10 protein-coding genes are annotated in these 13,611 nt (G+C 56.7%); 6 read left to right on the forward strand and 4 right to left on the reverse strand.

Translation table 11 applies throughout. From position 1 onward, the window contains the following. The first annotated feature begins 160 nt into the window (after positions 1-160). Genes H9I52_RS06010 through H9I52_RS06025 form a run of 4 tightly spaced genes read left to right on the forward strand, consistent with a single transcriptional unit; the run spans position 161 to position 6,551 of the window. On the forward strand, positions 161-3,304 hold the full coding sequence (locus H9I52_RS06010) for a SusC/RagA family TonB-linked outer membrane protein (protein ID WP_187453128.1): 3,144 nt from the start codon (positions 161-163) through the stop codon (positions 3,302-3,304). Positions 3,305-3,323: 19 nt separating this feature from the next. Then, complete coding sequence (locus H9I52_RS06015; protein ID WP_187453129.1) at positions 3,324-4,814, forward strand: RagB/SusD family nutrient uptake outer membrane protein; 1,491 nt, start codon at positions 3,324-3,326, stop codon at positions 4,812-4,814. Between the two features lie 35 nt (positions 4,815-4,849). Further along, the gene (locus tag H9I52_RS06020) at positions 4,850-5,647 is read left to right on the forward strand and encodes a PKD domain-containing protein (protein WP_187453130.1); all 798 of its coding nucleotides are present in this window, start codon (positions 4,850-4,852) and stop codon (positions 5,645-5,647) included. 34 nt (positions 5,648-5,681) lie between these two features. Continuing rightward, positions 5,682-6,551, forward strand: a complete 870-nt coding sequence (locus tag H9I52_RS06025; RefSeq protein WP_187453131.1) for a family 16 glycosylhydrolase — start codon at positions 5,682-5,684, stop codon at positions 6,549-6,551. Between the two features lie 241 nt (positions 6,552-6,792). On the opposite strand, the gene H9I52_RS06030 is transcribed toward H9I52_RS06025, so the two are convergent. Then, positions 6,793-8,295, reverse strand: a complete 1,503-nt coding sequence (locus H9I52_RS06030) for a DEAD/DEAH box helicase (RefSeq protein WP_187453952.1) — start codon at positions 8,293-8,295, stop codon at positions 6,793-6,795. A gap of 228 nt (positions 8,296-8,523) precedes the next feature. After that, entirely contained in the window at positions 8,524-9,549 is a 1,026-nt protein-coding gene (locus tag H9I52_RS06035; RefSeq protein WP_187453132.1) for a Gfo/Idh/MocA family oxidoreductase, read from the reverse strand. Between the two features lie 75 nt (positions 9,550-9,624). Here H9I52_RS06035 and H9I52_RS06040 point away from each other — a divergent pair, with 75 nt between their 5' ends. Further along, the gene (locus H9I52_RS06040) at positions 9,625-10,845 is read left to right on the forward strand and encodes a CaiB/BaiF CoA transferase family protein (RefSeq protein WP_187453133.1); all 1,221 of its coding nucleotides are present in this window, start codon (positions 9,625-9,627) and stop codon (positions 10,843-10,845) included. A gap of 111 nt (positions 10,846-10,956) precedes the next feature. Next, complete coding sequence (locus H9I52_RS06045) at positions 10,957-11,808, forward strand: hypothetical protein (protein WP_262385975.1); 852 nt, start codon at positions 10,957-10,959, stop codon at positions 11,806-11,808. 112 nt (positions 11,809-11,920) lie between these two features. Here H9I52_RS06045 and H9I52_RS06050 read toward each other — a convergent pair whose 3' ends face one another. Together H9I52_RS06050 and trpS are read right to left on the reverse strand one after the other, a co-directional pair. Beyond that, positions 11,921-12,361, reverse strand: coding sequence for a VOC family protein (locus tag H9I52_RS06050; protein WP_222940423.1), 441 nt, complete (start codon positions 12,359-12,361; stop codon positions 11,921-11,923). 187 nt (positions 12,362-12,548) lie between these two features. After that, entirely contained in the window at positions 12,549-13,526 is a 978-nt protein-coding gene (gene trpS / locus H9I52_RS06055; protein ID WP_139516446.1) for a tryptophan--tRNA ligase, read from the reverse strand. Positions 13,527-13,611: the final 85 nt, after the last annotated feature.

Consider the following 13,611-nt stretch of genomic DNA (forward strand, 5'->3'; position numbering starts at 1 on the left):
TGCGTGCTAAGCCTTGTGCTATTTGCTACGGGAAAGCATGTAGCGAATGCTAAGACTTTCAAACGTTTGCGTCCTCCGCTGGTGAACTAGCTTTCTCAGTGCTTAGCTAAGTGCATCAGGCAGGCTTTCTTATGTGACCTCACCCCTAACATTTCTTTATATGATGCAAAATTCCTACAAACATCTCCTGACTCGACGAGCCATCTGGCTGGCCGCCTGTGGGTTGCCAGTTGCGGTGGCACCCGTTGTGGGGGCACCTCGGCTCCCATTAGTGCCACTTGTTGAGCGGCCGACCCTAGCCGATGTGACGGTTTCGGGCCGCGTTACCCAGACCAACGGCGAAGCGCTCCCCGGCGTGACCATCGTGGTAAAGGGCACGACCCAAGGCGCGTCTACCGATGCCAACGGACGGTTTACTCTTTCAGCCCCGGAAGGCAGCACGCTGATTTTCAGCTATGTAGGCTTCATGCGGAAAGAAGTGCCCGTAACCGGCGCTACCACCGATTTCAACGTAGTACTGGCCGAAGACACGCAGGCGCTGAACGAAGTGGTAGTCGTAGGCTACGGTACCCAGGAGCGCGGCAGCGTAACGGGTGCGATTTCTTCCATAAGCGGGCAAGAGCTTAAGCGTCAGCCGGTTGCTGACGTAACCCAAGCGATGCAGGGCAAGGTTTCGGGCGTAACTATTACCTCCAACGGCGGAGCGCCGGGTGGCGCTGCCGGCACGTCGGTGCGGGTGCGCGGTATAACCTCCAACGGCAACAACCAGCCGCTTTACATTATCGATGGCTTTCCAATGGCGCAAAGCAGCGAAAGCCAGCTGAACGCAATCAGCCCGAACGACATTGAGTCGATTGATGTGCTGAAAGATGCCTCGGCCACCGCTATTTACGGGGTACGGGCCGCCAACGGCGTGGTGATTATCACTACGAAGCGGGGCAAAGCCGGCAAGACGAACATCAATCTGGATGCCTACCGTGGTGTGAACACGGTAATACGTAAGCTGGATTTGCTGAATGCACAGGAGTACGCCGTCATCAACAACGAAAGCCGCATTGCGGGCGGCCTGCCCATCGTGCTGGATAAGCTACGCAACCCGGCAGCGTTGGGCGAAGGTACTGACTGGCAGGATGTTATGTTTCGTCGGGCCAAAGTGCAGAACTATTCGCTTTCGGCCACGGGTGGCAGCGAGAGCGCGCGCTTCGCAATTTCTGGCACCTATTTTCAGCAGGACGGCACCATTCTAGGCTCCAACTACGAGCGCTTCACTCTGCGTGCGAACGGCGATGCGCAGTTGAACAAGGTGTTCAAGATGGGTACCAGCATTCAGCTCACGCACTCATCGGACCGGCAGGTTACCACCAACGACGGCGAATACGGCACCTTGCAGCAACTGCTGCGCATTCCGGCCATTGTGCCCGCTTATCGTCCCGATGGTAATTTCTACGATACCAACGCGGCGTACGATAACTTTATCGAGGAGAACCCACTGGCAACCGCTACCCTAAACAATCAGCGCTACAACCTCAACCGGGCCATCACTACGCTGTTCGCTGAGCTGGAGCCCGTAAAAGGCCTGCGCTTCCGTACCAACGTGGGGGCTGACCTGTTCTTCGACAACTTCAACTCATTCCGGCCTACCGTACCTCAATTGGTAACGCCCGAACGCACGTATACTTCGCGCTACTCAACGGCCAGCGCCAATGCTAACTCCAGCTACGCGCCGACCTACCTGATCGAGAATACGGCTACCTACGATCATCTCTTCGCTGATAAGCACCAAGTGACCCTTCTGCTTGGTCAATCAGCTCAGGAATTCAACTACAGCAACGTATCGGCTAGCCGCCAAGGGTACCTGCGCAACGACTTGCAGACCATCAACGCGGGCCCCAACAACACGTTGCAGTCCAACGGCGGAACCATTAACCCGCCTCAGCGTTTGGCCAGCTACTTCGGTCGTATCAACTACGAGTTTGCCGGCAAGTATCTGTTCCAGGCCATCGCTCGTTACGACGGTTCTTCGGTATTTCCTCCGGGCGAGAAGTTTGGCTTCTTCCCGGGTGTATCGGCCGGTTGGCGCATTTCGGAAGAACCTTTCCTGAAGGGGAGTTCCGCTATTAGCAATCTGAAGCTGCGGGCCGGCTACGGAAAAGTAGGTAACCCGCTGAACGCCGGGCGTTTTGCTTACCTCTACGCCATCAACTTCGGCATCACCTACCCGCTGGGCCAGGATGGCACGCTGAACACAGGTGGTGCCCCAACCCGGTTGGCTAACCCCAATTTGCGCTGGGAAACCAACAACCAGACGAACATTGGCTTGGACTTGGGCTTCATGCAAAACCGCTTCGAAGCCAGCATCGACCTGTATAACCGTAGCTCGCCCAACCTGATTGCTCCGATTCCGGTGTCTTACGTGTCGGGTACCTACGAGTCTATCAACAGCAATGCAGCTTCGGCTTACAACCGCGGCATCGACTTCTCGCTGACCTCGCACAACGTGCAGGGCTCCGGCGACGCGTTGAGCTGGACGACCACGCTGAACCTATCGGCTTACAAAACCAAGCTGGAAAGCCTGGGCGCTGGCTTGCCGTACAACGGTCCTAATACGCTAAGTGGCTATGGTATAGTTCGTTATGATGTGGGCTATCCCTTCAACTCGTTCTATGGATTCGTGGCCGACGGCCTGTTCCAGACTGCCGACGAAGTAACGGCTGCTCCTAAGCAGCAGGCGGGTACCGCTCCTGGCGACATCCGCTTCAAAGACCTCAACGGCGACGGCGTCATCACGGCGGCCGACCGCAGGTTCATTGGCAATCCTAACCCCGACTTCACGTACGGCATCACCAATACCCTAGGGTATAAGGGCTTCGATCTGAGCTTCTTCATTCAGGGCTCGCAGGGCAATGAAATCTACAACCTGAATAAGTACCTCACGGAGAGCGCTTTATATGGCTCCTTCAGCGGCGGTACGCGGTTGCTGAACCGTTGGACTGGACCTGGCACCAGCACCGACGTGCCTCGCGCCATCAACGGCGACCCGAACGGGAACCTGCGGACGTCGACGTACTTCATTGAAGACGGCTCTTACGTTCGCCTCAAAAACATCACCATCGGCTACACACTGCCCCGGAGCATCATGAGCCGTCTGTCGGCTACGCAGTTCCGCCTGTATGTTACGGCGCAAAACCTGGTGACGCTGACCAAATACAGCGGCTATGACCCCGAAGTGAGCTCCACAGGCATCGACCGGGGCATCTATCCGCAGTCGCGCACCCTGCTGGGCGGTGTAAGCATCGGTTTCTAATTTTAATTCTCCCCTACGAATGTCTATTTCAAAATATACCACCGGCGCCTTCCTGCTCTCGCTGGGATTGCTGACCAGTTGCGGCGAAAAATTTCTGGCGGAAACTCCCTCGGAACAAGTAACGGACGCCAACTTTTACAAGACCCAGACCGATGCAGTACAGGCCACGCTGGCTGTGTACAGTGAACTGACCAAAGAAGGCCAGTATAACGCGGCGCTGTGGGGCATGGACATCATGGCCGACGTGTCTACTACAGGCGGTGGCGGCGGCAGTGACGGCATCGAGTACACGCAGCTCGACGACTACAACATCCCGACGACCAACTTCGTGGCTACGCGCCTCTGGCAAGGCTCTTTCATCGGCATTCAGCGCGCCAACATCGTGTTGCAGAAAGTGCCGGCCATCACGGATATCGATCCGGTTATCCAGAAGCGGTGCTTGGGCGAAGCTCAGTTTCTGCGCGCCAAATTCTACTTTGACTTGGTTCGCGCCTTCGGGGACGTGCCGTTGTTTACGGCGCCGCCTACCAGCCCAGAGGCTGTGAATATTCCTCGTACGCCTGTTGCGCAGGTATATTCCCAAATTGAGAAGGACCTGACCGACGCCATTGGCAATCTGCCAGGTTCATACAGCGGGGCCGATTTGGGCCGGGCTACCAAGTGGGCAGCTACCGGTTTGTTGGCCAAGGTGTACATCACCGAAGGAAAGAAAACCGAAGCCGCCCAGCGGGCTCGCGAAGTCATTACGGGCTCGGGCAAAAGCCTGTGGGCCAACTACGGCGACAACTTCAAAGTAGAGAATGACAACGGCAAAGAATCGCTGTTTGAAGTGCAGTTCGTCAATGGCAAAAACGGCTACGACCGCAACAGCGTCGGGTCTTCCATGAACGAGTTCTTCGGCCCGCGCGGCTCTGGCCTCACGCCTGCGGGCGGCGGCTACGGCTTCAACATCCCGGAGCCCGACTTCGTGGCCGGCTATGAGCCCGGCGATACGCGCAAAGCCGTAACCATCTGGGCGCCTGGTGATAAAGGCCCCGACAACTGGGTAGAGCCGGCAAGCTTACCCGGCTCACCGTTTGGCTTCAGCTGCAAGAAGTGGTTTGTGGGCAAGGTCAATACCAACATCTGGGACTCGCCGCTGAACGTACCGGTACTGCGCCTGGCTGAAATGTATCTCATTCTGGCTGAGGCAGTTGGCAATACGCCGGAAGGTCTTACTGCCATCAACACGGTGCGTCGTCGCGCTGGCTTGCCCGACCTGACGGCCTCTACGCCCAACTTCACGGATGCCGTACTCAAAGAGCGCCTCTACGAACTGGCTTTCGAATTCGACCGGTGGTTTGATCTCAAGCGCACGGGCAAGCTGATTCCGCGCATGACGGAACACTCCGCTTACCTGGCTACGCTGGGCATCAAGCGCGGGGTGCCAACGGCGACCAATCTGGTGCTGCCGATTCCGCAATCGGAACTCGATGCCAACCCCGGCCTGACGCAGAACCCCGGTTACTAAGCCTCCTTCTCACTGACGATTTAGCCTAAGCTGAAATGAAAAATATATGGAACAAGGCGGCTTGTTTACTTCTTGCAAGTCCGCTGCTTTTTACTGCCTGCGAAAAGAATGACTCAGGCACGCTGGAAGGGGCCGTGCCTCAAACGGATTTCACGACCACCATCAAGCCAGTAGGCCTTACGACGGAAGTTACTTTTACCAGCACCAACGCCGATGCCTTTCTGTACCAGTGGTCATTTGGTGATGGGTCTGTAGGAACGGGCAAAACGGTAACGCACATCTATAAAAAGAGCGGCACCGTGAAAGCCCAGCTCATCACGGCGTACCGTGGTGGCACCAGCCTTTCGGCTGTGAAGGACGTCGTACTGCCGCAGAACATTGACTTTGTGAAGCAGCTGCTGACGGGCTCTGGCTCCAAAACCTGGATGCTGAACAACGCCGTGGATGCCCCCATTGTGGTGGGCACCGAGGGCAACCCCTCAGAGTACTTCAATGGAGTCAAGGCAGGTGGATTGCCTCCTTGCCAAGCTGACGATGAATACACTTTCACCAGTGCGGGTGTGTTCACCTACAATGCTAAGGCAGAAACCTTCGTAGCCGGTGGCGTGGGCTGTTCTACTCAGCGCTCCGGCACGTCGGAGTTCACGTTTGGGCCGGCTACCGGCGAGGGCTTTGCCATGTTTGAGTTCAAGAAAGCCGGCACCTTCATCGGCGTGACGGATGCGCCCGACCTGACGTACCGCATCATCGACATCAGCGACAAGAGCATGCTGCTACGAGCTGGAAAGCCCGGTGGAACCGTGTTTCAGATGAAGTTGGTGCCGAAGCCCTAAGCACAGGCTGCTTTTCTTTGTCAATTACTATAGTATGAATATTCAGCTCTTTCAAGGTGCTGGTAGTCTGCAGCTTAGGGTCAGCGTTTTGCTGGCTCTAAGTCTGGCTTCCTGTACCGAAGTCAAGCCCAAAAACATTCCGGCGCCTACTCCCGGGGTTCCCGTCGTCAACCAAGAAGCCCGCGACTACGCGCAGTACACCGACCTGATCTGGAGCGACGAGTTTGGCGACGGCACCCTCGACCTTACCAAATGGGCGTATGAGCAGGGTGGCGGCGGCTGGGGCAACAACGAGCTTGAGAATTATACCACCTCGCCGGACAACGTATTTCTGGCGGGCGGCAACTTGGTCATTCAAGCCAATCGGCAGCAGTCGGGCGGCAACGCCTACACCTCCGGAAGACTGGTTACCAAGGGCAAGCAAAGCTTTCAATACGGCCGCATCGATGTACGTGCCAAGGTCCCCAAAGGCAAAGGCGTATGGCCGGCCATCTGGATGCTGGGCTCGGATATCGACCAGAACAACTGGCCGGTATGCGGTGAAATCGACATCATGGAACTGCGCGGCAGCAAGCCCAGGGAGATGCTTTCCACTATGCACTACGGCACCAGTTCGGCCGACCACCGCTTCAAAGGCACTACGCAAACGCTGGCCACTGACCTGTCTGATAACTTCCACATTTTCAGCGTGGTGCGCAGCCGAGATCAGATGCGCTTCTTCCTTGATGGGCAGCAGTACTACACGTTCACGAGCGGCGATGCCAGTCCGTATCCGTTCAACAACCCCTTCTTCGTCATTCTGAACGTGGCTGTTGGGGGCAACTTCGATGGAAACCCCGATGCCACTACCACTTTCCCGCAGCAGATGCAGGTAGACTACGTGCGCTATTATCAATACAAATAGCTTCGGAAGATGATTGCTTCACATGCAATTGATAATGAGATAGTTGTAAGATGATTTTACCTGAGCTGTATTCGGCTGGCAGCACCAGTCGGATGCGCTCGGTTCCGGGGGCCGGTTCCGCCAATGTTAGGGGAGCGGACCGGCCCTTTTGGAATAGATTTCTGAAAACAGCCCCAGCAACACAAAGCCCCCGCCGTAGCTACGGCGGGGGCTTTGTGTTGCTGGGGTTGCGAAAATGCTGCTATTCAGATGCTTGTGCAGCTGCTGGAGCTTCCGCTGGCTTGGTTTCGGCACCAGCTGCGCCTTCCGGACGTGGGCCGCGGCTGCGACCGCCGCGCTTACGCCGGCGGGCCGCCTGCTCACCTTCGGGCCGTGGCTCACCGTTGTGCGGGCGAGGGGCACGAGGCGGCCGAGCTTCGGCAGAAACGGGGGCAGCTTGCTCATCAGAGGGCGCTACGGCTACGGTGCCATTTTCGGCCGCTGTCGGGGCCGGGCGGCTTTCGCGGCGGGGGCCGCGGCTGTCGCGCCGTTGCTCGCCACCTTCGCGTCGCTTGTCGCCTTCCCGCCGTGGGCGGCCGTCACGCGAGCCACCGCCACTGCGGCCGTTGGTGCCCCGGCCTTTGCCATGCAAGCCGCTGAAGCGCTTTGGGTCAAATTCGGGTGCCGGTCCGAGGCCGAGTTCCTCGGTAATGGCGCGTTTTTCCAGCTCGCGCTCAATGAGCTTTTCGATCTTGATGACGCGATCCTGGTCTTGGTCGGAGATGAACGTAATGGCCGTGCCAGTAGTCGCGGCGCGGGCCGTGCGGCCGATACGGTGTACGTAATCTTCGGCGGCGCGCGGAATATCGTAGTTCACCACATGGGTGAGGTTGTCGATGTCGATGCCGCGCGACAGCACGTCAGTAGCCACCAGAATCGGGAATTGCTTGTTTTTAAACTCGCGCATCATCACCTCGCGCTCTTCCTGCGTGCGGTCCGAGGAAATGCCCTTGGCCACGTAGCCCAGCTTGTTGATGGCCCTTACGATGCCGCCCACCGCCGCTTTCTGCGACGTAAACAGCACCATGCTTTGCACTTCCTGGGTTTTGAGCAAATGCTCCAGTACATGAATTTTCTGGTGATCAAACGCCATGTACAGTTGCTGGTCGATGCCGGCCGCCGGCTTGGAAACCGCCAACCGAATCTCTTCGGGGTCTTGCAGGATCTGCTGCGAGAACTCCCGGATCTTGTTGGGCATGGTGGCCGAAAACAGCAGCGTCTGGCGCTTTTTGGGCAGCTGACGCACAATGTTCAGGATGTCGTCCGAGAAGCCCATGTCGAGCATCTTATCGGCCTCGTCCAACACCAAGTAGTCGATTTTGTCGAACTTCACATAGCCCATTTGCATGTGCGCAATCAGGCGGCCCGGCGTGGCAATAATAATGTCGGCGCCCGTGGTGAGGGCGCGTTTTTGCTGTTCCCAGCCTTCGCTTTTGCCGCCGCCATAAATGGCTGTGCTAGTGGCATTTACAAAGTAGCCAAATCCTTCTACCTGCTCATCAATCTGCTTGGCCAGCTCGCGCGTCGGCACTAAGATGAGGGTGCTGGTGTGGTCGTGCCGGGCGTGTGATATCTTGTCGAGCAGCGGAATCAGATAAGCCGCTGTTTTGCCGGTGCCGGTCTGGGCGCATGCGATGAGGTCTTTGCCGTCGATAATCTTCGGTATCGCCTGCTCCTGAATGGGCGTGGCGTTCAGGTAGTTCATCGCATCCACGCCAGCCAGCAGGTCGTCGTGGAGATTAAATTCGTTAAACTTCAAGGTGCAGCTAGATAAGTGAAGTATGGGCTGACCTTGTGTTTCTGGGTCAGCAAACCGCTTGATTTAGAGCAAATATAGGGTAATTCCGGGTGGTACCGTTGAGGTACGCGAGCCGGTTGGCGGCGTCTGAGAAACCCACCGCGCTGCCCCCCGATCTTCCTTTCTTCCTAACACCTACTCATCGGCTTTTTGTTCAAGCAAGGCACTCTGCCACAGCATGTGCTCCTCGGTGATGGGGTAGGGGGAGTTGTTGCGAATCGCCTGATACACAGCCTCGAACAAGTGCATATAGTCGCCTTTGCCTGACGGTACGGCGGTGGTTGTTTTGGCGTCGTTGGCGCCCACCAGCGTTAGTTGGCCTTCCATACCGGCCTCTTCCAGGCCGTAGCTCGGAGCCAGAGGCGAAAGGGCTTTATCGAGCTGCGCTTCCTGTACGTCGGCGCGTTGCTTGAGGAAACTGCCCTGCGTGCCGTGCACCACAAAAGCCGGCACTGGTTGGGCCACCAGCAAGCCCGACGTAACCGTGACGTGCAGCTGATCGGGGTACAACAGGCGGATCGAGAAATAATCTTGGATGCGGGTTCCGGCGCGGTACATGCCTACGGCTTTGTGACTTTTCAGCGGCTTGCCAAATAGGCTGATTACCTGATCGATAAGGTGCGGGCCTAGGTCGTAGGGCAACCCACTGCCGGGCAACGGGTCTTCTTTAAATGGCTTAGGATTCAGGGTTGATTTGTAGCGGTCGTAGCGGAAATTCACTTCGAATAGGCGGCCCAGTTGCCCGCTTTCAATGATTTGCTTCACCGCCAGGAAGTCGCTGTCCCACCGCCGGTTTTGGTAGGGAAATACCTGCTTGCCCACCTCCCGGCTCAATTGGTACAGCGCCTGGGTTTCGGCCAGGGAGGCAGTGAGAGGCTTCTCGACCAGCACGTGCTTGCCTGCCCGCAAAGCCTGCATCGCAAAGTCGAAGTGCGTGTAGCTGGGAGTGTTGACGATAATAAGCTCTATTTCAGGATCTTGTAATAATTCCTCTACGCTGGTGTAACTGATAATCTCAGGATAATCGTGTTGCGCTTTCTTCTGGTGGCGCTCGGTGACGGCTCTCAACTGAAAGCCAGGGTGCGCCGCCACAAAAGGCGCCTGAAATAATCTGCCCGACATTCCGTAGGCGAGCAAGCCGGTTTGAATTGCGTTCGTCATGTCCGAAGATAGGATTTATGGGATTCCTCACGATTCTGCCCAACTTACCGCCTTCGCCCTATTTGCTCTAATTTGATGACTCCGATCGTTTCCGCTCAAGTTTCGCCCACGGCTAATGAGCTGCCTTTCAAGGGGTTAGTGATTATAGAGTTGGCCAGTGTCTTGGCTGGCCCCCAAGTGGGACAATTTTTTGCCGAGTTGGGCGCTACGGTTCTGAAAATCGAACACGCGGCTCAGGGGGGCGACGTTACGCGCAGCTGGAAAACCAGCGCCGAACCCGCCGATACCGATGTTTCGGCCTATTTCTCCAGTTCCAATTGGGGCAAGCAATCCGTAGCGCTGGACCTGACCACTGCGGAAGGCCGTGCGGCAATACACACCTTGATTGCCCGCGCCGACGTGGTGCTGGCCAGCTATAAACCCGGCGACGCCGAGAAGTTATGCGTTGATTACGAGACGCTTGCCAATCTGAACCCCCAACTCATCTACGGCCACATCACAGGCTACGGTCCCGAGGTTCACCGCGCCGGTTATGATGCCGTCTTGCAAGCCGAAGCCGGCTTTATGCACCTTAATGCGTTGCCGGGGCAAGCGCCCCTCAAAATGCCCGTGGCCATGGTCGATCTGCTCACTGCCCATCAACTGAAAGAAGGCCTGCTTACGGCGCTGTACCGGCGCGCACGCACGGGGCAGGGCGCTTTGGTGCAGGTTTCGTTGCTGGATAGCGCTTTGGCTTCGCTGGCTAACCAAGGCACCGGCTGGCTCGTGACCGGCCACGATCCGCAGCCGATGGGGTCGGGGCACCCGAGCATCGTGCCCTACGGAACGGTTTATCAAGCCGCTGATGGCCGTCGGTTGGTGCTGGCAATTGGCTCCGATCGGCAGTTTCAGCAGTTGTGTGCCGCGCTCGGCCGCCCCTCGTGGGCTACAGACTTGCGTTTTGCAACTAACTCATTACGAGTAACTTATCGAAACGAGTTGGAAGAATTGTTGCAGGAAAGAATCCGGGAGGTGAATGGCGCAGAACTGCTTTTGGCTCTGGAGCAACGGGCTGTGCCGGCGGGCGCCGTGCGCACGGTAGGAGAGGCCCTAACCGCAAAGTCAGCGCAGCACATGTTGCTGCCGCCATGCGCTGCGTTTCCGTATTCGGGCTTGCGCACGGTGGCTTTCCGAAGCAACGCCTGGCCTGTCATGCCTGCGCTAAGCGCCCCGCCACACATCGGCCAGCAGTCGGCCGCGGTGCTGAACCAAGGGGATGAGGGACACCCACAACTGAAAAACGACGTATTTTCGTAAGTATTGAAGCTGCGAATGCACATTGTCTGGGTGCGCAATGCAGATTGCAGCAGCTAATTTGTTCTTCTTATGTGGCGCGCCGCTTCAGGCGCTGCCCGTTTTGTACTTCGCATGGACGAGAATTCGCAAACCCCTCCTGCCAATAGCGCCGCCGCCCCGTCGGCCGAATCAACTGCTAGTCAAGTAGTTGCTCCGGTGCCTTCGGCTCATAGCGGAGCTACCGCCACCGACAATGAGCCAACTGCACCAGCGGGCGCTCCGTCCCAAGCTCCCGCCGACCGTCTCGATCAGATATTTGAGGGCCTGAAACAAAAATCGACGGCCAAACAGGCAATTTATCGCAATACAAATGCTGCTTTCGATTGCCTGCGGCTGGTTTCGCAGGAACTGGTGGTGGAGCTTAGCCGCCGAATTACGGCAGTTGACTCGACCGTCGTGATCGAGTACCGGCCCGTCAACGATATGGAATTTCACATCCGGTTTTCCGGCGACTTGCTCGTATTCGTGATGCATTCCAACATCGTTACCTTCCCCGACGACTATGGCCCCATGCCAACCAAATACGTTGAGGAAGACTTCCGGCGCCGGTTTTTTGGCCACATCATGGCCTACAACTTTATGGCCGACAGCATCAAATACCAGCGCATGAACGACCCCGGCTACCTCGTTGGGCGGCTGCTGGTCAACATCGAAAACCACTTTTTTCTGGAAGGCGTGCAGCAGCTCGAACTCCCCGACAACGATATGGCCGATAACCTCATCACGCCCAACATGATGAAGCTTTTCGTGGAAAGCGCCATGATCGCCGCCGTCAACAACGACCTGATTGCACCGCCTATGGGCGAGATTCAGAAAATTACGGTTAAGCAAAAGATTGAAAATCAGCAGGTTAGCCGCGGAAGTAAAGTTGGGTTCAGCTTTTCCAGTGAGCAGCGCCATTCCGTTGATGGGCTGTTGTTCTGAGGGACTGAGTAGGATCCAAAGTGCCTAAATCACAGGCATCAAAAAGGCCCCGTAGCACTAGCTACGGGGCCTTTTTATCGTTTTGAGTCTGCAAAAGCAGCGCTTAGCCGGGTTACGCAATGTCTTGGTGGATACAGAGGTAATTTCCTTCAGTATCCTTAAACCAAGCGGCTTTTTCGCTGCCCAGCACGCACACATGGTCTTTCGTTTTCAGATCGGGATAATCGTAATCCTCAAATTGCACGCCTTTTTCCTCAAGCTCCTGAATAGCAGCGGCAATGTCTCTCACCTGAAAACTTAGGGCCGTATGTTCGGCTTTGGTGCCTTCCGGTTTTGGGAAGAGGGCCAGGGTGGCACCGGTGCTTCCGCCACACGCGTATTCAAACTTGCCGTCTAGCTTTAAGCCAAGGGGCTGAAGGCCAAGTTTTTGCTCGTAAAAATCGCGGGCGCGGGTCAGGTTCATGACGGGCAGCAGCATCGTAACAGGAGCACCCGTGAGCATGGTGGTGACGTCAGAATCAGACGTGGTGGATGTAACAGGTGAGCTTGGCATACTTACGCAAGGTGGTTCCCATCGAAAATCGTTACAGAATCGTCGCCAGCTACTCAGGCTTCCTGTTCGAAGCCGAGTCTTGCCTTGCTACCCCAGCCCAGCCGCGGGTGGAGAGCGCCTTTGTCTTCCCTATAATTTAAGCATTATGGTCTGTAATGCCAACTAAATCAGAGAGTTGATGATGGGCTTAGCGCCGGTTGTACCCTGCTTTTTCCCGAACCCGATTGAGTACTGTGCTGCCGTAAGCCTGTGCCTTGCGGGCGCCTTCGGCTAAGCGCGCGTCCAGCTCAGGGAGGTTGTTGATGAAGAAATTGAACTGTTCGCGCTCGGTGCCAAAGCGGTTCATAATTACTTCATACAGAGCCTGTTTCGCGTGGCCGTAGCCATAGCCACCGGCTAGGTACTTTTCGCGCAGCTCCTCCGTTTGCTCGGGCGTAGCCAGCAGCGAATAAAGCTTAAATACCGTGTCGCTTTCAGGGTCTTTGGGATCGTCGAGGCCGCGGCTGTCGGTAACGATGCTTTTGATGGTCTTGAGCAACTCTTTTTCGGGGGCAAAAACGTCGATGATGTTGCCGTAGCTCTTGCTCATTTTTTGGCCATCGAGCCCCGGAATGGTCATCAACTGCGCATCGACGCGGGCCTGGGGCATGACAAAGGTTTCGCCGTAGCGGTTGTTGAAAGCGGCGGCAATGTCGCGGGCAATTTCCAAGTGCTGCATTTGATCTTTGCCCACCGGCACTATCTCCGCGTCGTAGAGCAGGATGTCGGCGGCCATGAGCACAGGATAGGTGAAGACCCCCGCATTTACTTCCGATAGCCGGTCCATCTTATCCTTGAAGCTGTGCGCGTTAGCCAACATCGGATACGGCGTGAAGCACGACAGGTACCACGTCAGCTCGGTCACTTGAGGCACATCCGACTGGCGGTAAAACAAGTCCTTTTCGGTGTCGAAACCGCAGGCCAGCCATGCCGCTGCCACAGCGTATGTGTTTTGCCGCAGCAATTCCGCATCGCGGACGGAGGTCAGCGCGTGCAGATCCGCAATGAAATACAGCGAGTCGTTCTGCGACTGGCGCGAGAGTTCGATGGCAGGCAAAATGGCGCCGAGCAAGTTGCCAAGGTGCGGACGGCCAGTGCTTTGGATGCCGGTAAGGATACGGGACATTGGAAAATCAGTAGAGACGCCGTGCCGGCGTCCGTCGTAAAACGATGAAATAACCTCTGGAGAAGGCAAGGCAGGCGTCGCTCAT

The sequence above is a fragment of the Hymenobacter sp. BT491 genome (assembly GCF_014349165.1).
GTDB classification, from domain to species: Bacteria; Bacteroidota; Bacteroidia; order Cytophagales; family Hymenobacteraceae; genus Hymenobacter; species Hymenobacter jejuensis.

What these genes read in the sequence shown, in the direction of transcription:
- H9I52_RS06010 (WP_187453128.1), top strand. Translation starts at nt 161, where the DNA reads ATGATGCAAAATTCCTACAAACATCTCCTGACTCGACGAGCCATCTGG.
- H9I52_RS06015 (WP_187453129.1), top strand. Translation starts at nt 3,324, where the DNA reads ATGTCTATTTCAAAATATACCACCGGCGCCTTCCTGCTCTCGCTGGGA.
- H9I52_RS06020 (WP_187453130.1), top strand. Translation starts at nt 4,850, where the DNA reads ATGAAAAATATATGGAACAAGGCGGCTTGTTTACTTCTTGCAAGTCCG.
- H9I52_RS06025 (WP_187453131.1), top strand. Translation starts at nt 5,682, where the DNA reads ATGAATATTCAGCTCTTTCAAGGTGCTGGTAGTCTGCAGCTTAGGGTC.
- H9I52_RS06030 (WP_187453952.1), bottom strand. Translation starts at nt 8,295, where the DNA reads ATGAACTACCTGAACGCCACGCCCATTCAGGAGCAGGCGATACCGAAG.
- H9I52_RS06035 (WP_187453132.1), bottom strand. Translation starts at nt 9,549, where the DNA reads ATGACGAACGCAATTCAAACCGGCTTGCTCGCCTACGGAATGTCGGGC.
- H9I52_RS06040 (WP_187453133.1), top strand. Translation starts at nt 9,625, where the DNA reads ATGACTCCGATCGTTTCCGCTCAAGTTTCGCCCACGGCTAATGAGCTG.
- H9I52_RS06045 (WP_262385975.1), top strand. Translation starts at nt 10,957, where the DNA reads ATGGACGAGAATTCGCAAACCCCTCCTGCCAATAGCGCCGCCGCCCCG.
- H9I52_RS06050 (WP_222940423.1), bottom strand. Translation starts at nt 12,361, where the DNA reads ATGCCAAGCTCACCTGTTACATCCACCACGTCTGATTCTGACGTCACC.
- trpS (WP_139516446.1), bottom strand. Translation starts at nt 13,526, where the DNA reads ATGTCCCGTATCCTTACCGGCATCCAAAGCACTGGCCGTCCGCACCTT.